The 23293-nt window shown below is 40.6% G+C and carries 21 protein-coding genes and 1 tRNA gene; 10 read left to right on the top strand and 12 right to left on the bottom strand.

Annotated features, from left to right (window positions below; genetic code table 11):
* Positions 1–226 precede the first annotated feature (226 nt).
* The 5 genes from IEX80_RS23110 to IEX80_RS23090 all read left to right on the top strand — a co-directional run bounded on the left by IEX80_RS23110 (position 227) and on the right by IEX80_RS23090 (position 3512).
* Positions 227–314, top strand: a tRNA-Ser gene (locus tag IEX80_RS23110).
* Between the two features lie 248 nt (positions 315–562).
* Complete coding sequence (locus IEX80_RS23105; protein WP_188834301.1) at positions 563–1771, top strand: site-specific integrase; 1209 nt, start codon at positions 563–565, stop codon at positions 1769–1771.
* A gap of 234 nt (positions 1772–2005) precedes the next feature.
* Positions 2006–2422 (top strand): hypothetical protein, encoded by a 417-nt coding sequence (locus IEX80_RS23100; protein WP_188834300.1) that lies wholly within the window; start codon positions 2006–2008, stop codon positions 2420–2422.
* An 11-nt stretch (positions 2423–2433) separates the two neighbouring features.
* A complete protein-coding gene (locus IEX80_RS23095) occupies positions 2434–2817 on the top strand; it encodes a hypothetical protein (protein ID WP_188834299.1) in 384 nt (127 codons plus the stop codon).
* Positions 2817–3512, top strand: a complete 696-nt coding sequence (locus IEX80_RS23090) for an ATPase (RefSeq protein WP_188834298.1) — start codon at positions 2817–2819, stop codon at positions 3510–3512. Before IEX80_RS23095 ends, IEX80_RS23090 begins: the two co-directional genes overlap by 1 nt.
* A 374-nt stretch (positions 3513–3886) precedes the next feature.
* On the opposite strand, the gene IEX80_RS23085 is transcribed toward IEX80_RS23090, so the two are convergent.
* From IEX80_RS23085 to IEX80_RS23065, 5 genes are all read right to left on the bottom strand, one after another.
* On the bottom strand, positions 3887–4861 hold the full coding sequence (locus IEX80_RS23085; protein ID WP_188834297.1) for a DUF5712 family protein: 975 nt from the start codon (positions 4859–4861) through the stop codon (positions 3887–3889).
* A gap of 41 nt (positions 4862–4902) precedes the next feature.
* A complete protein-coding gene (locus IEX80_RS23080) occupies positions 4903–5454 on the bottom strand; it encodes a BfmA/BtgA family mobilization protein (protein WP_188834296.1) in 552 nt (183 codons plus the stop codon).
* 389 nt (positions 5455–5843) lie between these two features.
* A complete protein-coding gene (locus IEX80_RS23075; RefSeq protein WP_188834295.1) occupies positions 5844–6161 on the bottom strand; it encodes a hypothetical protein in 318 nt (105 codons plus the stop codon).
* Entirely contained in the window at positions 6158–6424 is a 267-nt protein-coding gene (locus IEX80_RS23070; RefSeq protein WP_188834294.1) for a helix-turn-helix domain-containing protein, read from the bottom strand. The genes IEX80_RS23075 and IEX80_RS23070 overlap by 4 nt, the downstream gene beginning before the upstream one ends.
* 265 nt (positions 6425–6689) lie before the next feature.
* Positions 6690–7436, bottom strand: a complete 747-nt coding sequence (locus tag IEX80_RS23065; protein WP_188834293.1) for a hypothetical protein — start codon at positions 7434–7436, stop codon at positions 6690–6692.
* Positions 7437–8198: 762 nt separating this feature from the next.
* On the opposite strand from IEX80_RS23065, the gene IEX80_RS23060 reads away from it, so the two are divergent.
* Positions 8199–8678 carry a nuclear transport factor 2 family protein gene (locus tag IEX80_RS23060; protein ID WP_188834292.1) on the top strand — a complete coding sequence of 160 codons (480 nt, stop codon included), beginning with the start codon at positions 8199–8201 and terminating at the stop codon, positions 8676–8678.
* A 78-nt stretch (positions 8679–8756) separates the two neighbouring features.
* Here IEX80_RS23060 and IEX80_RS23055 read toward each other — a convergent pair whose 3' ends face one another.
* The 4 genes from IEX80_RS23055 to IEX80_RS23040 form a co-directional block, all read right to left on the bottom strand.
* Positions 8757–10529: an alpha-L-fucosidase gene (locus tag IEX80_RS23055; protein ID WP_188834291.1), complete on the bottom strand. Its 1773-nt coding sequence runs from the start codon at positions 10527–10529 to the stop codon at positions 8757–8759.
* Between the two features lie 262 nt (positions 10530–10791).
* Positions 10792–12432 (bottom strand): RagB/SusD family nutrient uptake outer membrane protein, encoded by a 1641-nt coding sequence (locus tag IEX80_RS23050; protein WP_188834290.1) that lies wholly within the window; start codon positions 12430–12432, stop codon positions 10792–10794.
* Positions 12433–12463: 31 nt separating this feature from the next.
* Positions 12464–15766 carry a TonB-dependent receptor gene (locus IEX80_RS23045; RefSeq protein WP_188834289.1) on the bottom strand — a complete coding sequence of 1101 codons (3303 nt, stop codon included), beginning with the start codon at positions 15764–15766 and terminating at the stop codon, positions 12464–12466.
* Positions 15767–15914: 148 nt separating this feature from the next.
* Positions 15915–17075, bottom strand: a complete 1161-nt coding sequence (locus IEX80_RS23040; protein WP_188834288.1) for a FecR family protein — start codon at positions 17073–17075, stop codon at positions 15915–15917.
* A 277-nt stretch (positions 17076–17352) separates the two neighbouring features.
* On the opposite strand from IEX80_RS23040, the gene IEX80_RS23035 reads away from it, so the two are divergent.
* The gene (locus IEX80_RS23035; protein WP_188834287.1) at positions 17353–17979 is read left to right on the top strand and encodes an RNA polymerase sigma factor; all 627 of its coding nucleotides are present in this window, start codon (positions 17353–17355) and stop codon (positions 17977–17979) included.
* A 160-nt stretch (positions 17980–18139) separates the two neighbouring features.
* Here IEX80_RS23035 and IEX80_RS23030 read toward each other — a convergent pair whose 3' ends face one another.
* From IEX80_RS23030 to IEX80_RS23020, 3 genes are all read right to left on the bottom strand, one after another.
* On the bottom strand, positions 18140–18733 hold the full coding sequence (locus IEX80_RS23030) for a DUF2490 domain-containing protein (protein ID WP_188834286.1): 594 nt from the start codon (positions 18731–18733) through the stop codon (positions 18140–18142).
* A gap of 88 nt (positions 18734–18821) precedes the next feature.
* Positions 18822–19601, bottom strand: coding sequence for a carbonic anhydrase (locus IEX80_RS23025; protein ID WP_229701735.1), 780 nt, complete (start codon positions 19599–19601; stop codon positions 18822–18824).
* A gap of 284 nt (positions 19602–19885) precedes the next feature.
* On the bottom strand, positions 19886–20275 hold the full coding sequence (locus IEX80_RS23020; protein WP_188834285.1) for a nuclear transport factor 2 family protein: 390 nt from the start codon (positions 20273–20275) through the stop codon (positions 19886–19888).
* Between the two features lie 115 nt (positions 20276–20390).
* Here IEX80_RS23020 and IEX80_RS23015 point away from each other — a divergent pair, with 115 nt between their 5' ends.
* The 3 genes from IEX80_RS23015 (at position 20391) to IEX80_RS23005 (ending at position 23222) form a co-directional block, all read left to right on the top strand.
* Positions 20391–20723, top strand: a complete 333-nt coding sequence (locus IEX80_RS23015) for a winged helix-turn-helix transcriptional regulator (RefSeq protein ID WP_229701733.1) — start codon at positions 20391–20393, stop codon at positions 20721–20723.
* Between the two features lie 643 nt (positions 20724–21366).
* A complete protein-coding gene (locus IEX80_RS23010) occupies positions 21367–21963 on the top strand; it encodes an RNA polymerase sigma factor (protein ID WP_188834284.1) in 597 nt (198 codons plus the stop codon).
* A gap of 89 nt (positions 21964–22052) precedes the next feature.
* Positions 22053–23222 (top strand): FecR family protein, encoded by a 1170-nt coding sequence (locus IEX80_RS23005; RefSeq protein ID WP_188834283.1) that lies wholly within the window; start codon positions 22053–22055, stop codon positions 23220–23222.
* Positions 23223–23293 lie beyond the last annotated feature (71 nt).

The raw sequence follows: 23293 nt of genomic DNA, 5'->3' as shown, positions 1-23293 counted from the left end.
CATGTGACAGTGCGGAGCAAACATAAGCTAAAATTATGTATCTGCATTGCAGCCTAATATTTTTTACTCAAATTAAACCAAAGCACGCCATAACTGTCAAACTTGTGCGAGTGCAATTTTTATAAGTAGAGTTAAGTTTTTGTGAAAGCGAAGCCGGTTAAAACGGGCTTCGCTTTTTTATTGATAGTAAGGGCAAATATTTTACCTTTGCAATCCGCATTTACACGGAGAGGTGTCTGAGTGGTCGAAAGAGCACGCCTGGAAAGTGTGTATACTCCAAAAGGGTATCGAGGGTTCGAATCCCTCCCTCTCCGCTGATTTTGATATCAAATTATGTAAAAGCCTGCAAATCATATGATTGCAGGCTTTTGTTTTTTTATCAATACTCAAAATATCCACCGAATCGCATATAAACAGTGCGTAATTAGGTGAGTAAATTTTGAGATATTTAAACTCACCGAATTAGTCATATCTTTTTGATTATCAAGATGTTCAATACTTAAACATCTTGATTATGATTAGCTGCAAGCTTAGTTTTGTTTCACTTTTAATGTTATTTAACATGAAAACTAATTTCAGCTTACTCTTCTATTTGAAGAAACCAAAAAACTACACAGACGGCCCCGTGCCGATCTATCTTCGTATTACCGTTGCCGGTAAACGGTCTGAAACTACAACAGCACGAAGCTGCGATCCTTTACAATGGAATAGCAAAGCAGGGCGGTTAAAAGGAACCAAGGAAGCTTCCAGAACCTTTAACGCATACCTTGACCAGTTACAAGCTATGGTGTATGACGCGCATCAAAGCCTTACGGAGCAAAAAGCAGCCATTACAGCCGAACGGCTAAAAAGTAAACTCACCGGTAAAACGGAATCCGTCAGGATGATCCTTGATATATTTAAGGACCACAATGCACAGGTGGCAGCTTTGGTCGGTGCCGATTTTGCAAAAGGGACATTAGAGCGTTATCAAACCTCTTTAAAGCATACTTCCGAATTCATCAAATGGAAATATAATACCGCTGACATCGATATCCGTGACATTGATCATGATTTTATTACAAGCTATGATTTCTACCTTCGCTCTGTAAGAAAATGCGGGAATAATTCAGCAGTTAAATACCTTAAAAACTTTAAAAAGATTGTTCGGATCTGTATTGCAAGCGGTTGGTTAAACAGTGATCCTTTTGTCAATTACAAAGCGAAAGTTAAAGTAGTGGACAGGGTATTTTTAAATAATGAAGAATTGCAGCGAATGGTTGTTAAGCAATTCGCAACCGAACGTTTAGGGCAGATCAGGGATATTTTTCTTTTCAGCTGCTACACTGGACTATCTTACGCTGATGTATTTAAGCTTAAAGCGTTTGAGGTCGTCACAGGTCCTGACTGTGAGAAATGGATCAATACCAAACGGCAGAAAACAGCTACACCCACACGTATTCCCCTTTTACCATCGGCAATTGCTATCCTGAATAAATATAGTGATTCTCCGATTTGCGAAAATTCAGGGAAAGCACTTCCAGTATCCACCAACCAAAAGATGAACGCTTACTTAAAAGAAATTGCCGACATCTGTGCCATTACTAAAAAGTTAACCTTCCATATTGCACGGCACACCTTTGCTACGACGGTTACACTTTCCAATGGTGTACCTATTGAAAGTGTAAGTAAGATGCTGGGTCACACCAACATCAAAACGACCCAGCATTATGCAAAGATCCTTGACCTTAAAGTCGGTCAGGATATGTCTAAATTAAGACAACTTTATTAATAGCCCCCTACCCAATACCCATGAAGGCTCAAGCGGCTTCATGGGTATTCATTATATTCTTAACCAACACAAAAGGGAAAAACGAGATCAATCGTGTTCCCTTGGCCGATAGCTTACAGAATTAAACACTTAACGAAAATGAGCAATCAAAACAATGATATAATCGATTCGCTGGAGGAAGTTACCGACAGGTCAACCGAACATAGCAAAACGTATAATGACCGCATAGCCAACATGGAGAAGAACATTAATAACTATCCAAAAGTTTATTTGCCGGATTATACTTCCCAATTTGAACAGATCAGCGTGAAACTGGATAAGCTGGTTAACCGTCAACCGGATAACAAATTAGAAATTGCTATAGACAATTTGGAGAAAAAACTTGATAAAGTGCTTAAATCCTCTCCTGAACAAATAAAACTGAAAATGCTACTTGTTTATTTCGGCTTGGTTATCACAGCCGCAATTTCTTTCGGATTTGCATTGGCTTTAAAAATACAGATCAATGCGTTGGCAGGGTTACTACAAGAACAACAAGGCAACATAAGTAAGCCAACGCCTGTCCAATCTCAATCCAATAATATGAGGTTTCCCCATGGGGCAATTCAGCACAAAAAAGCGCTTCAGCATCACGCTATTGTTAAACAATAATTTGTAAAATCATGTATAAAACACTAAATTTGAAAGAGTTCATCGGTCAGGATACATTTAATATTGTTTACGACGAACAACAAAAGGCAACCGCTGTTCTTATTCCTGTGAGCCATTGGCACCCAGCAAAGGCGGCGGAACTACAAATTCTAATGGAGCAACTAACTTACATACCAGTTTTTGAATGTTCTTTAAAAGAGCTGGAAGAACGGTTGTGTCCTGAAATCCAAAATGTAGAAGCCGAAAACACTCATTTGGGTCTCTATAACGTTTATGAGGCAGCGGGAAATCAAGAGTATAATAATCACGTTATTCGTGAATATGCCGATCATCGAGAGTTGGTTAAAGTAAATACCACCACAGGTGACAGCCAGATAGTCAGCAGGAGATTTTAATGGAACAGCCGGAACTATTTGTTTTTGCCGGGCCAAATGGCGCTGGTAAAAGCACGCTGTCGTCCTCCATGGTACCACCTGGTACTCCTATTTTTGATGGCGATAAAGAATTTATACTTCTAAAAAAGCAATTTCCAGGTTTAGACAGCGGTAATTTATATGACGCAGTTAACGGGCATGTATTTTCGGGCTGGAAAGAAACCATGCAAGCCAAAAATGCAACCTGTGCTTTCGAGACGAACTTTCGAACAGAAGATATCATGAAATCAGTCAATGAATTTAAGCTTAAGGGCTATAGTACCCGATTATTTTTCTTTGGCTTGGATGAAATTGCTATGTCTTTTGAGCGCGTACGTTTAAGGGTAGCTAAAGGAGGGCACGATGTATCGGCAGATAACATCAAAGCTAATTATGAGCAGTCATTAATTAACCTGCAAAAATATTACCATACTTTTGATCAAGTTATCTTAATGAAAGCCGCATCTAAGGAAAAGGGACAAAATATTTCGGTATATCTGAAATATGCTGATGGTAAACTTGTCGAACAGGCTCCTAATTTACCGCAATGGGTTAACCGCATCGTTCAAGACATGGGAACATCCATGGAGAAAACGCAAGAGCAACAACGTATAGTAAAACCCGAACAGGATCAGAGTCCTGGGCGTTCATTAGGTAGCGGCGGCATCAAACGTTAATTTGCGAGGGTAATTATATGTGCCGTGCACCTCTTCTTCAACTGCACGCACTCAGTCATATCACCGCTTAAACAACCGGGAGCTTAAAGCATGAAAAGTGTCAAGGGCCGGCGATAGCCGGTTTATATACCCTTGACACTTTTCATGCGTGAGCTAATTTTGTGACCGCGGTGCTGTGACTAACCGATAACCCGCGGGCGGGAAAGGCAGGTGTGTATGAGGAACGAATACACTCCTGCACGTGCGGCGGCGAGACTGGCGGCGTAATGAAACCCGGAGCGCAGCGCGTGGTGTAATGAAGCCGCCTGCCGCAGCTGCATGGCCACTTTTATATATCAAAAGGACAAATATCTTTTCTATAATAACTCACTGCTTCAATGCGAGATCTGCTGGCCCTGGTATTTTTTCTTTCGTTTTTTCTTTGCCTCGGCCTCGCTTTCAGGGACAATATTAGCACCTCCTGTATACATCGGTTCCAGCATCACTTCTAGGAAGCTTGCGGCTGTCTTACCCGCTGCCGATAGCATATTCGCTGTTGTCGTAAATAAGCCTTCCGCAACTCCCTGAGCGAGTTCATTAGCCACCGACCTGCTTTTGTAATTTTGCGAAGCTCCTTCGGCCAACACACCTAATTGTTCCCGCTGTGATAGCTCCCCGTTCTTTTGAACATTGGCATATGCCATCGTATCTTTTAACTGCCTGTCAAATCCAAACAGGCTGTCGAAAAGAGATTCTCCGCTCTGTTTGAATGCTACCCGGTCAAACTGCCCCATCTTTTTAGAATGCTCTCCATTTTTTCCTCTTGAGGTGTTCATTGGGCTAAGCTTGATCTTATTGGTTATATCCTTACGGCTGACAATAACCTGCACATGCATCTGCTCACCCTCTTTACGTTCGCCCCGTTGTTTTAAACCTTGTTTTACTTCCGGATCAGTATGGCTGTAGTAACGGTAGTTTTCCAACTTGGCGAACCATAACAAGTCTTGGTTACTGTTCACACCATCCCGGTTAAAGTTTTTTGCGTAGGCATCCATCACCCTGACCGCAAAGCCTTTCATATGTTCTTTAGCACTTTCTTCGCCATACTGTTCTTTCAGAAACCTGATCTCTTTCTGGCTCGGGCTGATATTGATTAAGAAAAACTTAGCATCGTCTTTACCCAGCTTGGCGACATTACCATCTATGGTGCGCATGACCTCATAAGGCTCGATTCTGATCTGCCTACCATTGAACCAGTATTCAGGTTCCTGCTTATGATCAATCCTGTTTTCTTTTTCCAGGTAATTTACTAGTCCCGCGCTGCTGCCTTTGTTCGCTGCTTCTTTGCTGTCCGTGATATTGATAAACATAAAGCCCCCTAACCCCCTAAAGGGGGAATTAAAATATATGATTAAAGTAAACTTACCTGCGATCTGGTAACAGCGATCAACTCATCTTTTTCCCTGGCCGATGTCATCATCCCGAAAGCCTCCCGTGATTTGATGTAACCATCAAAGATGAACAGGAATTGTTTTTTCAGGTGTTCCTTACTTTTTTGATTTTTCGAAATCGTTTCCATCAGCGCATCCATTCCGGTTAACTTTTGCGCCATCACGTGCTGATTATTTAGCAAATCCGTATTCGCCTTGAGGATTTGCGTATTAAAACGTTCGATGATCTTGGCTTGTGATACAGATACCCGATCCATTTCTGTTTTGATCGGAATGAGCAACATATTCTCCTGGCTTTTGATAAAACCGATATACTGCTGGTGATTCTTCATCAGCGCATTTTTTAATAACTCATCATTCAGGTCCAGCGGGTCTTTCTTGCTTTTATAAAAGTAATCGACCATCTGGATAAACACCTGCCGCTTTGTCCTGCCCAGTTTAAGGGCGATCTTTTCAAACTTCTGATCTACCGTAACCGGGTATCTCACTGATCTTACATTGATATCTTCCATGCTATCCTTTCATATTGACGGCATAGCTGTTTATACAGTCATGCCTTTATTCCTATATACAGGATACCGCCGAGTATCCTGTTTTCTTTTATTTCACAGGCGGAAACGCCCTAAAGTATCCCCGGAGGATACGTAAAACCCCCGTAGCGAAGCGTAGGGCAAGCAAAGTAGGGCTCTGCCCAACTTCCGCTTGCTCCCTTCGCTTTCGCAAAGCGACCGCCGCTTTCCCTTCCTCATTTGCGAAGCAAATCATTACCGGTGCAGCCAAGGGCTGCACCGGATTGATATAGCTGGATATCTGTCTATCCATATATCGGAATAACCAGTTATTCCGATATGCAGCTATTTGTATAGCCCGGTATACAGATATACCGATACAAAGTATCGGGCTACACTTCCCAACCGGCTGGCCAGTATACCTGGCTGCCGAGTTTGGGGTGGTATGATGGCTCATAGCGGATGTAACCATATTCATCGAGTTCTTTGATACACTTGTGATACGTTGCAATTGACGCGACCTTGGAAAACGCCATAAGCGTTTTCCGGGTCACACTGAACGGGCTTGTAAAACCGTTCCGCTGCCAACAGACAAACAAACCTGTAAACAGGCTAAGATGCGTTGGCAGCAGCCGGTCGTCTTTTTCCATGCGCCTGACCAGGCTGGCATAACCGGCCAATTCTTTAACAATTTCCTTCTGCAACTTCATTTGCCTTCACCCTCCAGGATCTCGTTGATGTCTTCCAGTTTGTAATACATAATACTACCTACTTTGGTAAAACGCAGTGTTCCATTAATTCGTAGGTTCTGAAGTGTGCCGGGCGAGATGCCCAACAGCTTCCGCACTTCGACGCTCCTCAGCCATTTCTTAGATTGCCCTTGTCCGGGCTGCATCAGCTGTTTGATCTCCTTCAATAACTCTCCTTTAAACTCCCTTAAATCCTCCTTAGTGATCAATTCAATTGCTGTCATAGTTGATATTTTTTTCGTGAATAATTCTTGTCCAAATTTGGGCAAGCGCTATTTTATTAATTGGGGACTTTAATAGGGTGACCCCAAATGTTTGTATATTAAATCTTGTTTAGTTTCGCACCGTGATAACCTCCTTTCTTTATTAAACCCGTTCAGCGGAACAATAAAATACCAGCCACTAAATACAATGGTTCAAAAATGAGGGCTAAAACAGCAAAATGAATGACCATTGGAGGCGTTTGGTCACGAATGAAAAGACAAAAGCCTATTTTTTAGGCTTTTGTATAATTTTGAAGAGTTTGTCTTTTTCGGCGATGATCGTGTATTTCGGAGGTGGGTTTTCCTTATCGGCCGGGAAATAATTCTGAGCGGTGCCTATAGCAATAGGTTTATCTCCGTTTAAAAAATTCTTGGCGATCAATTTATACCAGGGGCTTGCCGTTTGGCTGTTTACCAATTTATTATCGTTCGGCAACTTCAAATCCCTTATTTGATCAATCAGGTCAATGAACACCGGCAGGCCGTCCTTGCTGATGACTATCTTTTCACCGGCTTCATATTTAATGTAATCTTTAATCTGGTTCTCCAGTTCTTTGATTTTTGCTTCTAACTGGTCAATCTGTTTATTTTTATCAGCGATAACTGATTCCAAGGGCTGTGTTTTGTGCCACTGATCAATACTTTCCAGGTATGCCAGAAACGCTTCCAGTTTGGCGGTAAATTTCAATCCCTGGGCGGACGGCTTAAGCCCTTTGTAGAATTTAATCCTGGTATTTACAATATCATAAACATGATCGAAAAAAGCCTCTTCCTGTCCGGCGTTTCCCTCAAGGTAGTGATTTAACTGGTAATTGTAAAACGTAGCGTACTCATCTTTTTTGATCTTATAAATCTTATTGACAAGGAAATTTAAACCGAAAATCCTGTCTGTAAATATTAGCCAACCGATATCATACCGGTGAGGATTTAACTCAAAGCGACCGCGAAACTTGAAATAGGTATCCGATATCATAAGATTATTATACGTTTTTAATAAACAATATATTATAATTTGGTTTATCAGATTTCATAGCAAATATTAATTATCGAAAGGGTTCGATCCCCTTTGCGTTAAGACAATAGTTGTTTTCCGGATTTTGGTTCTGTCGAGAGGGTATGATTAACAGACAGAAATACGTCGACAAAACTTTGTAGAAGTATTGACGAATGTCAAAATTTGATTTCATTCATTACGCAATCGTGGTTTCTATAATGTAAATATTAAAGCCAAGACTTGGCCTTAATTTATACGGCAATGCATCGTTATCAATTGGCTATCGGTAAGGGGGATATTTTGGCAGATCGCGAAATGTTTGAGTATGGCCGAACGGGGTGGTTTTTTCTATAAAAATTTAACAATAATCGTTGTTTAAAGCACTTTGAAAGCTATTTTTTAGACTGTCTCAAAATAGCTTTTTATAAAGTAGATACTTTTCGATTTTTCAGAACTTTTTGATGTGTTCTTCGCTTAATAGGGTAAGAAGGCATAATCATTTTTCAGATAATTGGTCGCCATTTAATCATTTAAAAAGGGATAATCGATATAGACTTGTTCTCCGCCACCAAACATACTTCCCTACCGGACAGTTTTCGAATGCTTGTAAATCATTTTTAGATTTCATCTCATTGATATTCAATATTTCTAACGTTTCAGTAAGTACCTTACCATCAGGTAAGTACTTGTGTAAACGTAACTCACAGCATACATTTACACAACCACTTAAGAAAAGAGAAAATGAAAGTAAAACTAATAGCAGCAATACTGTTTTTTGCGGTAAATCTAACTTGTGTACAGGCACAAAAAGTAAATCATTCTCTAAAAAATAAAAATAGTGTTATGAAACAAGAAGAAGACAACAAGAAAATAGCTAGCACAGCTTACCAAAGAATTTTTGGGGATCTGGATACTTCTGCGGTTGATGAGTATATGAGTAAGAATTTCTTACAACATAACCCAACAATAGCTGACGGCCCGGAAGGAGTAAAGGCTCTTGTAAAAATGCTTATCTCTAAAGGCATATCCCACCAGAAAATTGAGTTTAAACATATTGTTGCAGATGGCGATATTGTTATCCTTCATTCACGGTATGAAATGGCAGGGAAAGAATCAAGGTTTATTGATATTTATCGTTTAGAAAATGGAAAATTAGCCGAGCATTGGGATGCTATGATGCAGATGCCAGACAGGCGTGCCAATAACAATCCGATGTTCTAAATTAAATTCGAATTTCTGTAACTTACGACAATAAGGGGATAAAAAGGTCCCCTTATTGTCGTTAATAAGATTAACTGCTTAATCAATCCTGAACACAACGGATGTCGAGAACGCCATGTTCGATGGGCAGGTGACAGACAGCCCTTCAGCTTCCTGTTTCCATTGCAGTTTACCGTTATAACCCAACAGGGTCACAGATTTAATTTCCTTGGTAAGATGCTTTGAATCTGTTCCTAATGATCTTATCATCAAGCGTGTTCCGGGTAAAGGTACTGTCATGCAAAAAGCATACAACGCTCCATTTTTACCCCTGGTAAAACGAAAGTCCTGAGGACCGAATTTAAATTCAGCCTGCCTGTGTGTCAATGCCCCTGGGGGCAGCATCTTCAACTTGCCATTCACTTGTTCTCCTTCACCAGGGATGGCCCACGCATAGCTTCCATAAACGGCCTCGCCGTTACGGCGCATCCAAACACCCACTTCCTTTAATAGCTGCTGGCTGCCCTTATTCAGTGATCCATCGGGCAAAATCGAGATACATACTGCCGCGTTTCCGTCGCGGGCTATGGCCTCTATAATATAACGGATTACCATGCCCGAGTCATATGTAAATCCAGGTTCGTAAAACCAGTCGCCTACCGGCGCTTCTGCTATCCAGGGTTGATCTGTTTTTATATTCGCCGGAATTCCGAATTCCTCGGTATTTACTGTGCCATTTGTTTTATCGCGGAATTTTACGATGCTAAATGTGTTTACCGCCCCGCGCTTTTTAAGCGTACGGTTATAATAATCAGCAATAACCGTTTGCATGGCATCGGCTTTTAACCCGGTGCCTGTTCCATTACCTGTAAATGGCCCTTGAACCGTGCCGTCGGTGTAAATAAAATCCGGGTCGTAATGTTCTACCACATCCATCATCCTTAATGCCCATCGAGTGGCATACCATTTGGCATAGTCCAAATGATTATTGAAAATGCCGGCTGGCGGTGGGTTCCATGGAGAAGCCGCTTCCTTTTCAACGCCTTTGTATTCGCGCAGGTCAATTCCGTAAAGTAAACGCGGATCATATCCTTGCCACCATTTGCCTTTACCATCGGCTAAGGTGAGGTTACCATCGTAAGGAATGCCTTTTTTTTCGCCAACTTTGTCGCTCCCAAACGCTGTTTGCCACCACCACCAGGTATATTCGTGATGGAAAGTTACTCCATAACGCATACCATTTGCCCGGCAAGCTTTAGCCCATTCGCCAATTATATCGCGCTTGGGGCCAATATTAACAGAATTCCATGGCTGATAACGCGAATTCCACATATCATAATTGTCATGATGTACGCCCTGAATCACCAGGAACCGGGCCCCAGCATCTTTATATATCTTAGTCAATTTAGCAGGGTCAAGTTTGATAGGGTTCCAATCACGAAGCACTTCTTTGTATCCAGCTTCGGAAGGGTGACCATATTTCTTGAGGTGATTATTATAGGCTTTCGTCCCCGGCGTATAAAGCCTGCGCGCGTACCAATCGCCGCTTTCACCTGCCGCTTGCGGTCCAAAGTGAACCCATATACCAAACTTCGCCTCACGAAGCCAATCGGGTTCGCCTGGATAATTCTTTTCAATCGATTCCCAGTTTGGCTCAAACGGCCCTTCAGCAATAGGAATATCCAATTTAAATTCAGGAAACGATTTCCAATCTCCCATGGGTACACTATCAATTGGCAATCGCGCCGGAATGGCCGGAAATGGGGGGAGCTGTGTTTTTGATGTAGTTTTTGTTTCCCACTTAACGTTTTGGGCGCTTAGTTTAAATGACGCTACCACGATAAATAAAACAACTCCTAAAATTCTGCTCATAATTAATTACTGATTATTGTTATTTAAAAGTGGATTTTCCACGAAATACAAAAGCTATTCATTTAAATTCTTTAATCTGAAAAAATGATTTTCTTGAAATTTAGACAATACCCGGACAACAATCCCGTGGCTAATCCTTTTATTAAAGTTCTTCTTTTCATACGATTTTTCCTAAAAAGCAACATCAGGAAGGTGGCCCTGAAAAGGCCACACTTCCATCCGCTGCCGCCCTCAGGGCTACCAATTAAACCAAATTTATTACCTAATAACCCGGATTCTGCTTTAAATTAGGGTTAATCTGAATTTCTGATTGAGGAATTGGCCATAACTCATTTTTCCCGATAATAAAGGCCCGTTTTTTGTACAGATAAAAGCCATTAGCATCTACCGGGAATTGCGTGTAAGTTGATGGTGAATTAGTCAGTTTCATACCTGTAAATTGACGGTTGTTTTCTGACCCGATTATCCCCCAGCGTAAGCAATCATAATATCTAAGGCCTTCAAACGCAAATTCTATATGGCGCTCTCTTCTTATAATCGTACGCAATGCATCTTTATCTGTAGTGGTTACGGCCGGCATTTTTACAGCGGCTCTTCCACGCACTTTATTAATAGTTTGATCTAATAACGACTGCGTGATTGGGGCACCTGACTCCAATTGCGATTCCAAATAGCCTAAAAGCACTTCAGCATATCTGATGATAGGGAAGTTATTGCCATCGTTACTTACGTTACCAAGGGTGGGATCATCCTCAAGGAACTTATAAATTGCATATCCGCTCCACACACCCGGGTATTCGTCAAGCCTATCGGGCTTATTGGTCCCCGGATCCGATGAGTAAGAAGCACCCCTGAATTTAGTACGATTGTTGATCATGACAGTAAAATCTAACCTTGGGTCGCGATTATTGTAAGGGTTATTTTTGTCATATAATGGAGATTTGTCAATCGTCGAGCCATCCATACATTCATAATCCTGTACAAGCTCATTGAAAGGAGAGTATTGGTGCCATCCTCCCCAAGTCTCAGGTGTTAGATATTGAAGTAAGGAATGACTATAAGTGTTTTGAATATACTGCATAGACATAATGACTTCATGGCTTAACTCACCTGCATTCAAAAATAATTCACGGTATCTTGGATCTATAACATAGTAACCAAAATTAATGATGGTTTGGTAACTTTGAGCAGCGTCCGTCCATTTTTTCTCTGCCATTTGTAAACGGCCAAGTATGGCCAAAGCCGAGGCAGCAGTCATGTGTCCCTGCTGCGAATCTGAAACACTGGGTGGCATAAGCACAGCGGCAGCCTTTAACTCGGTCTCGCAAAAGGCATATACGCCTGCCTGGTTAGTTTGCGTATTGCTGTTGGACTGCTCAACTGTTTGTACATGCTGTATCAACGGTATGTTGCCGAAATAGAGCGCGAGGTTGAAATAATTATAAGCCCTGATCGTACGCACTTCACCAATCATTACGTTTTTTGCGGTAGCGTCCATAGTCACACCGTCTATGTGATCCAGAAAATTATTACACTTGGTAATTTGATTATAGGCCCCAGAATAGTAGGAACCGACAAAACCATATGAAGCATTCAGGGTGCCGTCAGTAAAATGGTCTGGGATCGATTCTTTTTCCGAGCCATCACCTGCCATCAGATCGAGGTTTACCATTGAAGTACCTGCCCAGAAATTGTAACCGGTATATCCGGCTCCTGAATTATATACACCTGCAAGGGCCAGCTTTGCATCTGATGCTGATTTCCAAAAAGAAGCATCTGATAATGCGGATAAGGGCTGTTTATCTAAAAGATTTTTCTGACAGCTTGAAAATGAGCATGCAATAACTGCTGCTATAATTAACCATGTTTTGCTTCTGCCGAAGCAGAATTTAATATTTTTCATTTGTGTTGAATTAATGATTTAATAAAACAGCTTAAAATTTAAGGTTTAAACCAAAGGTGTATAATTTGGTAAGCGGGTAGTAGGAAGGCCCGTCATTATATCCTTGTGGCACTTCCGGATCAAATCCAGGGAAGAATTTTTTCCATGTATACAGGTTTTGCCCGCCTACAAATAGTCTTAAGCGTGCAACATGTAACTTTTGTAAAACGCCATTGCTGAATGAGTAACCTATTTGTGCATTCTTAAGTCTTACAAAGCTGGCGTCCCTGATAAAGAAAGTAGAAGACTGTACGTTTTCGCTTCCCTGGCTTAAATTGGTAATTTGCGGATATTTGGCATTTGAATTTGGATTGGCAGGAGTCCATGCATTATCAACCTGCCATTGCTGTATATTACCACCATTGTAATAAGCAAAAGTATTATAATAGCTTATTTGCCTTGAGAAACCGGCTAAGCCCTGAAACAGCGCCGATGCATCAAACCCTTTGTAAGAAGCATTTAATGTAAGGCCGAATGAGTATTTGGGATTAGTATTTGCAATGATTTTGCGATCGTTGGTGGCATCTACTTTACCATCGCCATCGAGGTCTTTAAAGCGGATTACTCCAGGTTTGCCGGCAATTGGCTGGGTTGGATAGCTGGCAACGTCGGCTGCATTGGTAAAGATACCATCAGCCACATAGCCGTAAATGGTATTAAGCGGTTGGCCAACAAATAAGCGGGCTCCTATATTTTGCTGTAAATCGCCGGCTATTTTAGTTACAATGCTTTTAGCATAGGAGAAATTAGGCGCTATGCTAAAATTAACCTGGCCAATATGGTCGCTGTATTTCAGATTGGCTTCAAAACCGGTATTGCGCATAGAGCCCGCGTTACTTGTCGGAGGATTTAAGCCCAGCGTAGCGGAAGCCGGTACCACATATAGGATCCCGGTTGTTACCTTATTGTAAAGTTCTATTGTTCCGCTAAGTTTGCCTTTAAATAAATCAAAATCCAAACCAATATCGCTGGTAGTAGTCGTTTCCCATTTGATATTTATATTAGAAAGATTTGTTAGCGCAGCCCCTGGAGCACTAACACCACCAAAAGTATAGTTTTGGCCAAGTGATATTAAGTTTTGGTAAGGATAATTTGGTACTGCCTGGTTACCTAAACTACCTGTTGAAGCACGGAATTTAAGCTGATCTATCCAGGTGAAATTGTCTTTAATAAATGATTCTTCAGATACTCTCCAACCTACTGAAACCGATGGAAAAAACGCGAACCGGTTAGATGTCGGAAACCGCGATGATCCGTCATTTCTAAAACTGGCTTCCACAAGGTATTTGCCTGCAAAATCATAATTAAACCTTCCAAAATAGGATTGCAAGGCATTTTGAGACCCCGAACCGCCATTTTGCTGATTTGTGGAAGCACCCACATCCAGTTGGTACAGTAAATTATTCGGGAAGTTATCCCGTGAGGCAGAGAAGCCCTGGTTAGCCTCATTTTCCTGCTGATAGCCGGCAAGAATAGAAAAATTGTGCTTTTTATAAGACCGGGCATATTTTAATATGGAGTTCAGGGTAACAATAGATCCGTCAGCGTTACTCTGGTTAAGGTTATTAGGCCCGATATAGGTATTTGCATCAAACTGAACTGTTGGATAGAAAGATTGAGATTGATTGTTATAGTATCGATAACCGGCCTGGCCACTCAAGGATAATCCTGGAACAATTGTCCAGGATAAACTAACGCTTCCTAAAAAGTTTTTGCTTGCAAATTTAGAGAAAGACGGGCTTGCCAACCAACCTTCGGGGCTAAAAGCGTCCTGGTGACCAAACGTACCGTCAGATTTTAAACCAGCGTAGGTATTTGGTTCACGGGCAGCATAACCAATAATACCGTTTATGCCGCCACCGGCACCAATTGGCTGTGTATTATTTTTAGAGAAGCCTGATAAATTAACCTTTAAAAGCAGGTTATCTTTCAGTTTACTATCAATATTCAGCAAAAAATTGTAGGTTTTGGCATTAGTTTCTGCCGTGATACCGTTCTGGTTACGGTAGGTTGTGGAGAACAAATAGGTGCTTTTCGCATCGCCGCCTGAAAAACTCAAATTGTGATCTGTTTGAAATCCGTTGCCAGAATTCAAAAGATTCTTTAAGTGATACACATTTGGAAAATTGTCGGGGTCTGCTCCACCCTGGTATTTTGCAACCGTTGCGTCTGACTGGCCGGTTAATTTCGCATAAGTTGCAGAACTAACAAATGTTGGCAGGTCGGTAGCGTTTTGCCATCCAAAATAATTATTGTAATTAATAGCCATTTTTCCACTCTGCCCACGTTTGGTTTCTACCAAAACAACGCCGTTAGATGCACGGCTACCATAAATAGCAGCGGCAGAGGCATCTTTTAAAATGGAAACGCTTTTGATATTATCAGGGTCAATATCATCTAACGAGCTAACAGCTAAACCATCCTGTAGGATAAGTGGCGCACTTCCGGCACCAAATGTACCGATACCGCGAATGGTAATACCGGCAGCATCGCCACCCGGACGGCCACCACCCTGTTGTATCTGAACACCGGTAACCAGGCCGCTGAGCACCTGCGATCCTGATGTGAATGGCCTGTTTTCGATATCTGCGGAGCTTGCGGTTGCTACGGAACCGGTGACGTTTACCTTCTTTTGTGTACCATAGCCCACAACAACAACGTCGTTTAAAGACTGATTCATCTCTTCAAGCACCACGTCAATATTCTTTTGATCATTTATAGGAACTTCTTTAGTAGCATAGCCTACTGATGTAAATACCAGTATGCCGCTATTTCCCAAAACCTTAATGGAATAGGCACCGTTGGAATTGGTTACAGCACCAGTAGACGTTCCTTTCAGTTTGACGGTAACTCCCGGTACCGGCTGCCCTTTTTTATCTGTTACCCTGCCCGTTATGACAATTTCATTTTTAGTTGTTGCCGGCGAGGGCTGCCTTTCTTTAATGATTATCGTATTCTTATCGAGAAATACATAAGTCACAGGCTGATCCTTAAAACAAGCATCTAAAACATCTTTTAAAGGCATGTCCTTAACAGAAAGTGAAACGGGCTTAGTTTCATTCAGCATGTCGCTGTCATACAAAAAATTATACCCGCTCTGCTTGCGCAGGTCCTTAAAAACGTTTTGTAATGAGGTGTTTTTTACATTTATACTGATTTGTTGTGCGTACGATGATGCGCTTACATGCAGACAGGTGGCTATCAATACGATGATGGTAAGTTTCATGACACACAGGAATTTATTTACCGCACAGGAATTCCACCTGTATGGAAATTCAATAGAATCTTTATACATTTGAATAGGGTTTATTAAAATTGGTTAGTCGATCAATTCATGATATATCCTTTAAATTGCCCGCAAAGGCATGCTGACCGGGAGCGCTACAACGCTTCCGGTTTTTATTTAGAAGATATAATGATTTTAATTGGAGATAAAAGTACAGTTATGGCATTACGGTAATCCTCCTTCCTTCAACATTAAAGTGAACAGATCCTGTTAATTCAAGTGCTTTCAGCACGGTTCCTACATTTTCGTAACGGGATACGGAACCGCCAAAATTTCTCCTCATCATCTTTTCGCTAAAAGCAACATCTACATCATACCATCTGGATATTTGCCTCATGATGGTTTCAATACTCTCATTGTTAAACGCAAAGAAGCCGTTTTTCCAGGCTGTTTCATCATCTACTTTTACATCCTTAACCTCAAACAATGAGCTTTGGTTATTTAAGACTCCCTGTTCGCCTGGTTTTAAAACTGCCTCGTGCCCATTCTTGAATAATCTTACCTTTCCTTCCAGCAGGGTGGTTTTGACCACTTTTTCGTTATCGTAAGCCATTACATTAAAATGTGTCCCCAGTACCTGCACTTCTAAGCCATTTACAACTACCTTAAAAGGTTTAGTTGCATTTTTTGCGACTTCGAAGTACGCTTCTCCTGATAACTCAACTTTTCGATCCTTTCCGGAAAAGCTAGTTGGATATTTCAGCGCAGTAGCAGCATTCAGCCATACCTTTGTTCCGTCGGATAACACGATTTGGTATTGCCCTCCGCGAGGTGTAGTAACTGTATTTTGATCCGGTTCATTAATGTCGGGTTTTTTATTGCCGGCAGTTCTATTGTCTTTGTACACCAGCAATCCTTCTTTGGTTTTACTGACCTGAACACCTGCTTGCGTGGCGATTTCCCCATTTTTTATATCGTTAAGCACAACAACAGATCCGCCGGCCATAGTTAGATAGGCTTTATTGCCGCCGGGGCGTATTATTGACTGGTTATGCCTGGCAATTAAAGGCGGATTATTTTTTGAATGGTATTGCAATTTCCATATTAACAATGCCGAAGAAACACAGACAAAGAGAACCGCGGCGATTTTCAACCAGAAAAAGACCGGAGCCCTTCCAATCTTTGTTTTTGATTGACTCCGTTTAAACTTGCTGTAAACATCAGCATATATAGCTTTCTCATTACCGAGATCTGGATCCCATTGGTCATCCGGAAGTATCATATTGTCCTGGTAGTTATCCAGCAATGCTTTTTCTTCTGCTGAACACGCTCCGGATAAATACTTTTCGTATAAAGACAGGTATTCCTCTTTGGTCATCGTGAAATGATAATTGTTGGGTGGCTTACAATCATTAAGTGTAGATTTAACAACCAATTTCACACACTTTTAATTTTATTTTTTTAGAGGTGAATGCTGCGGTTATAATTGATCGCATTATGCTATATTCTTACAACGTCCCGTACCATTAAGGTAACTAAAAATATGAGTGACGACTTTCAAATAGCAATTCCCTTTTAATGCATTTATCCGGCTTAAAAAGTTCAAGAGGAGATAAGAAATGTAAAGTTTTTATTAATTTTATCCAACCAATTATATGTCTAAAAAGCATCTTGAGGATTTTGAATTATGGGAGTTCATTCGTACAGGTAGCGAATCGGCTTTTGACGTGCTGTTTAAACGCTATTGGATAAGTATGTACAAATTAGCTTACAGCTATCTGAAGGATCCGGAGGTTAGCAAAGAAATTGTCCACGATGTTTTTATAAGCATTTGGAATAGAAAGGAAGACCTGGAGATCCACTCATTCCGTAACTTCCTGCTTACAGCTATCAGGTATGAAATATACAATCGTATGAGGTCTGCAAAATTGCAGGTCATTTACACTCCTGACTACGCAAATGCGGACTGTTTGTTTGATCAGAATTCTGGTGATGAGCGTATCCAGCAACAAGAATTGGAGCAAGATTTAAATCAATATCTGGAGCAACTACCCAAGCGGTGTAATCTCATTTTTCAGATGAGCAGGAATAAACATTTAACCAATGACGAAATCGCAACTATCCTGGGTGTATCTAAACGAACTGTAGATAATCAGCTTTCTTTAGCAGTAAAACATTTAAAAACCTGTTATAAAAGTCATTCAAAAACTGCTTTTATGGTCTTATTTGTATTGCTATCATCAGCAATATTTGAAGGGTTTAAATTTATCTTTGCATCTTAGAAATTATTTGATGATGCATTGTAAGCTCTTGTTTGCTAATGAGTTCATGCTGGAAGATTGTGGGGTAAATGACTGTACCATTATTATCTAATTACTGCGATATAGGTGTTGTTAGCTAAAATTGAGTATACAAAGCTAACTGCGAAACATTATTTATCGCCTAAGAATCTCGATGTCTTATGTATTGATTGAGATAACCTTTTTCTATGCCCATTTTTTTGCTTAACCGGTAGCCAATGGCTACATATGCCCTGTTTTGATCAAAAATTCGGCCGTTAACTTTGCTTTTATTCCGAGCATTAATAAAAACCTCATTTTGGAGGCTGATAAAAGGCCCTTGGGTAAAAAGGGTATCGTGCCTGAGGGAGATAACCGCACGTGCAAAATACCGGAAACGCTGCGCAAAATATTGATCGTTTCGCAAGGTAGTATTACCAACAAAACGCTGTTCCAGCCTCAAACGGTGTTGTAATATGGTTGCTTTACCCAGTTTTTGATTAACAATAAATTGCTCCCAGATCCTGCTCTCTGGCCGAAAAGTAGGCGCTCCGTCCGCATTTCTGCCATTGTTAGCAGCGTAGGCATATCCCAAAGCTGCTATTTTATTGTTTGCAAAGTAATAGTTAACAGATGGTCGCAGAAGGATGTTACGCAAATAGTCGTATTGATCGGCTGACCTGAATTGAGCATCAAATGATGCTCCCAGCGTTCGGAGAAACGCTGGGTTGAAATAATGCCCCCCAGCCCGAGACATGGCTCTCCTGCGCTGATAGTTTACAAGGCACCCAAAGAAAACTTAGCAATAAAAAGAATCTAAACTTCATTTTCATCGTCGGTAAGGCTTATTTAGATTTCTTTTCCGGAAGATCGTGCAGGGTTTCTTTTAAGAATTCTACTTTTCCGGTGTGAATATCATAAACGGCGCCTACGATCAGTATCTCGCCTTTTGAATATTTTTTATGCAAAATAGGATCTAAATTCCTGAGGGTATTTACCTGATCAATTACATTTTGTCTTACGGCATTATTCACTGGATCACCTGGCATGTGTGCAATCTTGGCTACAGCAGGTTTAATTTCATTTATTAAAGTAACTATGTGGCCGGGAACATCTTCTGGTCTTTGCACTGCAGCCGCCACAGCTCCACACTCAGTATGTCCTAAAACAACAATTAACCTGGTGTATAATTTTATTACCGCATACTCCATACTTCCATAAGAGGCTGCCGATGATACTTGCCCCGCCGTTCTGATAATAAATAAATCACCTACACCCTGGTCAAATACAATTTCATTTGGCACGCGTGAATCAGAACAGCTTACAATGGTTGCAAAAGGTTTTTGACCAAAGCCTAATTTTTTAATGGTTTCAGCATCCTGCCTCGGGCGGATGGATTTGTTTTCGACAAACCTTCTATTGCCTCCCATCAGCTTTTTTATAGCTACTCTTGGTTCAGTAAATGCCGAATCTCTATTTACAATATAGTGATCCGCCCGCCATTTTAAGGAGCCGGGAGCTGATTGATCATGCTTTTTGATGACGGCTGATGATTGTACGTTCTGTGCATCTGCAAAATAATGCAGCGTAAACAATGCAATGATTACAAGTAGTAATTTTTTCATTTAAATAGGTACTAAAAGAGATTTAATGTGTGTTTTTTGCTAGTTAGGCGAAGAAGTTTAAGGCTACACTTATACTATTGAATTGAGATAATTTAATCCTGAGTGTAGGTATCGATAATTGTAAGTACCGTAATTATTCAAATAGGAGAAAGTGTCTCGTGGACTGGAAAGAATGGTACTCAGCCTGCAATGAAATACCTGCGTAGTTTTTTTCAAAGATAAAGAGCATCCTTTTGAATGTTCTTTATCTTAAAAATCCATCATTATTGAATACATGGAAAAAATTATTTCCCCCAAAAGTTATCTTCCAGCTCCTGGTCATCAGAAAACAACCATACACCTGTTATCTTCCCTTTATTTACTTCAAAAAGGTCTATTCCTGTCATATCGATGTTCCGGTCCTCAATTGTACCGCTGAAGCGAACTGGCAGTGCGGCCATATTGCCGTTGACCATTAAATTGCCGTATGGCTTCAATTCAAAAGTTCCCTGGGTTGCTTCCATCATACCACCGAGCATTTTTCCGATCGCCTCGATTCCTGATTTTACTCCTGAAAATTTGTGGGATCCTGGTTGATGCCATTGTGCGTTGGGACTAAAGAATGAAAAGGCAAGGCCTACATCGCCTTTTCCTAAGGCCTCCAAATAAGCTGAAATTATTTCCTTTGGCATCATAATATTTGATTTTTTTTAATGTTTACTTTGCAAAGTAATGTGATATCTTACTTTTGCACAAGTACTTACTTACCGGTAAGGTACTTACCTATAGGTTAGATATATTGATAATCAAATGGAAGAAACTCCAAAAATAATCATGCAGTCGGATATAAACTGCCCGGTTAGAAAATCTTTAGTATTGTTGGGTGGCAAATGGACGTTGTTAATACTGTTCCAGATAAATGAAAGGACTATCAGGTACGGCGAGTTAAAAAGATGTATTCCTGGAATCAGTGAGAAGGTGCTAATTCACGAATTGAACGTCTTGGTGGCAAATGAATTTGTTGCTAAGAAGTCGTACGCGGAAGTTCCCCCAAGAGTTGAATACCGACTGACCGACAAAGGGTTGAATACTTTGCCAATCGTAGATCAACTTGCAGCTTTCGGACTGCATAACCTTTTCTGATATTTAATTTTTAATAGCTATATATCAATTTCATCGCTCCGCAAATCTCTTCTTATTTAACTTTGCCGATGTAAATTTACATGAGAAACACAGCGGGTACAGTTGGTTCCCCGATATAATTTTAACTAAATCACGCAAACTGAACGCGACAATTACTTTGAAACTAAGACTCGACACGGCTGACTGGTTTTTAAACGGCGTAATGATATTTAGGCACTAAAACTACGTTTGGCTTTTCTATATACAAGGCAGGTCTGTAAGTTACGGAAGTGCCCGGATCCGGAATGAAAAAACGGTGTCAAATTCAAATTCTATTTTAGGTGAATCTTGTGGAGTATACACGCCGAATGTGTTTGTTGGCGACGGGAGCAGACCTTATCAGAGAACTACAGAAATCCACGAAGCTCAAAGAGGATGTCAGTTATAGTTAAACCAAAACATATATTTTGCAAACAATTATAAATAACTATTTTCGTCGAGTCAATTGTAAACGAAACCAGTAAATTTCATTTTGGCGATTTTAATGATTCGTTTCAGTACACTTGTGATGTATTGAACGCAATTAAGATCGTAGTAATTATTGCCAAACCGGAAATAAAAGGCGACCTCTTTTATTCACTTTATGTTTAAAACTTTATAAGCCATGGCGTCCATTTACGGAGCTTTTGATGATCATCAACTTGCTGATCTTTTAACGTCAGATGATGAGGCTGCATTCGTTGAAATTTATGAACGCTATTGGAGTAAGCTTTATATAGTGGCACGAAACAGATTAAATGACTCCTGCGAAGCAGAAGAAGTCGTTCAAGATATATTTTACAGCCTTTGGCGGAATCGAAGGTCGTTCGAATTGATAAAGGGATTTGATAATTATTTTTTATCAGCAGTAAAGTTTGGCGTAATTAACCGGTTATCAAAAAAGGCCCGGCGAGTGACTTATTCTCAGGAGATTGCTGAAAGGGCATCAGAAATTGATGAAAGTACAACTCACCAGCTGGACTTACTTGACCTTCAACAACACATACAAGTATCTTTAAGCAGTTTACCTGACAAATGCAGGGAAATTTTCAACTTAAAGTACGTTCAGGGATATTCACAACGACAAATTGCCGAGGAACTGACAATTTCCGAAAAAACAGTAGAAGCTCATTTATCAAGGGCCCGTAAAAAGCTCAAGGGGACATTTTTTCATATCTCATTATTCCTTATCTCAATTTTTCTTTTGTTCTCGCAACAGTAATATTCAATACCTGCATGTAGGCAGCAATTTTTTTTTGCTGCATAGGGATTTGTGCCTTTGCTTTGTCTATATATAAAACGACATCTTTAATGGCTGCAAAGGAAAACCAGGAACGCATATGGGAACTTGCCAGGAAATGGCAGGATGATAGCATTACAGAAGACGAACGTAAGGAATTCAATGATTGGTATAAATCCTTTGATGACACCGGTATGCCCGATCTCCTGGGTGATAGCCCCGAGGCATTAAAGGAACGAATGCTTCGGTCTGTTATGAAAATGAAAAGCAATTCTGACGGGGCAGCTGCACAAACGACGTTTTTTTCTTATCGCGTTGCTGCCGCAGCAATTGTCCTTCTTTGCTTATCTGTCGGTGCATATTTATTTTTAAGGCCGTCAATAAAATACAGCGCTCACAAGATTGCTTTTATAAAAACCGATGCCAGTCCCGGGCGTAATAAAGCAATACTTACTTTATCAAACGGCGAAAAACTCGACCTTGATCAAGCGCAAAGCGGAATATTGGCCAGAGAAAAAAGCGCTATTGTCAAGAAGACAAAAGATGGGCGGTTAGCCTATAACAATACAGCTTTAGGAGCTGGCCTAAACAATGGCAAAATGTTATATAATACGGTAACTACGCCAAGGGCGGGACAATATCAAATTACACTGCCAGACGGATCGGATGTTTGGCTTAATGCCTGCTCGTCCATTAGTTTTCCGCTTGCTTTTGGGGAAAATGAGCGGCAAGTAAAAATAACGGGAGAGGCTTATTTCGAAGTTAAAAAAAATAAACATTTACCGTTCCGTGTAATCAGCAACAACCAAATAGTAGAAGTACTTGGTACACATTTCAACATTAACGCCTATGTAGATGAATCGGTTGTAACAACAACCTTACTCGAAGGATCGGTAAAGATATCTCAACTTAACCAGTCCGGCGCCAAGTTTCTTAAACCCGGGCAACAATCAACTATTCAACCCGGTAAAGCGGCTATTAATATACAACAAGTAGATACTGAAATTGCTGTTGCCTGGAAGAATGGTTATTTCCGCTTTGAACATGCTGACCTGCAATCATTGATGCGGCAGTTTTCCAGATGGTATGATGTTGATGTAAGTTATGAGGGCGCAATAAGTGATGATTTTTTTGAAGGGCAGATACCGCGAAGCTCCAAATTATCTGAAGCATTAAAAATATTGGAATTGGGAGATGTCCACTTTAAAATAAAAGACAAAAAATTAATAGTGCTGCCTTAAATGACCTTTTTAATCAAACAATTGTTAAACCAAAAGCTCAATGATATGAAGAAATAGCTATACAATTACCC

This window comes from Mucilaginibacter rubeus (assembly GCF_014643835.1).
Taxonomy (GTDB): domain Bacteria; phylum Bacteroidota; class Bacteroidia; order Sphingobacteriales; family Sphingobacteriaceae; genus Mucilaginibacter; species Mucilaginibacter rubeus.
This window is presented reverse-complemented; position numbering and strand designations above follow the sequence as displayed.

What these genes read in the sequence shown, in the direction of transcription:
- IEX80_RS23085 (WP_188834297.1), bottom strand. Translation starts at nt 4,861, where the DNA reads ATGTTTATCAATATCACGGACAGCAAAGAAGCAGCGAACAAAGGCAGC.
- IEX80_RS23040 (WP_188834288.1), bottom strand. Translation starts at nt 17,075, where the DNA reads ATGACCAAAGAGGAATACCTGTCTTTATACGAAAAGTATTTATCCGGA.
- IEX80_RS23080 (WP_188834296.1), bottom strand. Translation starts at nt 5,454, where the DNA reads ATGGAAGATATCAATGTAAGATCAGTGAGATACCCGGTTACGGTAGAT.
- IEX80_RS23005 (WP_188834283.1), top strand. Translation starts at nt 22,053, where the DNA reads ATGGCTGCAAAGGAAAACCAGGAACGCATATGGGAACTTGCCAGGAAA.
- IEX80_RS23070 (WP_188834294.1), bottom strand. Translation starts at nt 6,424, where the DNA reads ATGACAGCAATTGAATTGATCACTAAGGAGGATTTAAGGGAGTTTAAA.
- IEX80_RS23045 (WP_188834289.1), bottom strand. Translation starts at nt 15,766, where the DNA reads ATGTATAAAGATTCTATTGAATTTCCATACAGGTGGAATTCCTGTGCG.
- IEX80_RS23010 (WP_188834284.1), top strand. Translation starts at nt 21,367, where the DNA reads ATGGCGTCCATTTACGGAGCTTTTGATGATCATCAACTTGCTGATCTT.
- IEX80_RS23075 (WP_188834295.1), bottom strand. Translation starts at nt 6,161, where the DNA reads ATGAAGTTGCAGAAGGAAATTGTTAAAGAATTGGCCGGTTATGCCAGC.
- IEX80_RS23095 (WP_188834299.1), top strand. Translation starts at nt 2,434, where the DNA reads ATGTATAAAACACTAAATTTGAAAGAGTTCATCGGTCAGGATACATTT.
- IEX80_RS23105 (WP_188834301.1), top strand. Translation starts at nt 563, where the DNA reads ATGAAAACTAATTTCAGCTTACTCTTCTATTTGAAGAAACCAAAAAAC.
- IEX80_RS23025 (WP_229701735.1), bottom strand. Translation starts at nt 19,601, where the DNA reads ATGAAAAAATTACTACTTGTAATCATTGCATTGTTTACGCTGCATTAT.
- IEX80_RS23030 (WP_188834286.1), bottom strand. Translation starts at nt 18,733, where the DNA reads ATGTCTCGGGCTGGGGGGCATTATTTCAACCCAGCGTTTCTCCGAACG.
- IEX80_RS23100 (WP_188834300.1), top strand. Translation starts at nt 2,006, where the DNA reads ATGGAGAAGAACATTAATAACTATCCAAAAGTTTATTTGCCGGATTAT.
- IEX80_RS23020 (WP_188834285.1), bottom strand. Translation starts at nt 20,275, where the DNA reads ATGATGCCAAAGGAAATAATTTCAGCTTATTTGGAGGCCTTAGGAAAA.
- IEX80_RS23060 (WP_188834292.1), top strand. Translation starts at nt 8,199, where the DNA reads ATGAAAGTAAAACTAATAGCAGCAATACTGTTTTTTGCGGTAAATCTA.
- IEX80_RS23035 (WP_188834287.1), top strand. Translation starts at nt 17,353, where the DNA reads ATGTCTAAAAAGCATCTTGAGGATTTTGAATTATGGGAGTTCATTCGT.
- IEX80_RS23055 (WP_188834291.1), bottom strand. Translation starts at nt 10,529, where the DNA reads ATGAGCAGAATTTTAGGAGTTGTTTTATTTATCGTGGTAGCGTCATTT.
- IEX80_RS23050 (WP_188834290.1), bottom strand. Translation starts at nt 12,432, where the DNA reads ATGAAAAATATTAAATTCTGCTTCGGCAGAAGCAAAACATGGTTAATT.
- IEX80_RS23065 (WP_188834293.1), bottom strand. Translation starts at nt 7,436, where the DNA reads ATGATATCGGATACCTATTTCAAGTTTCGCGGTCGCTTTGAGTTAAAT.
- IEX80_RS23090 (WP_188834298.1), top strand. Translation starts at nt 2,817, where the DNA reads ATGGAACAGCCGGAACTATTTGTTTTTGCCGGGCCAAATGGCGCTGGT.
- IEX80_RS23015 (WP_229701733.1), top strand. Translation starts at nt 20,391, where the DNA reads ATGGAAGAAACTCCAAAAATAATCATGCAGTCGGATATAAACTGCCCG.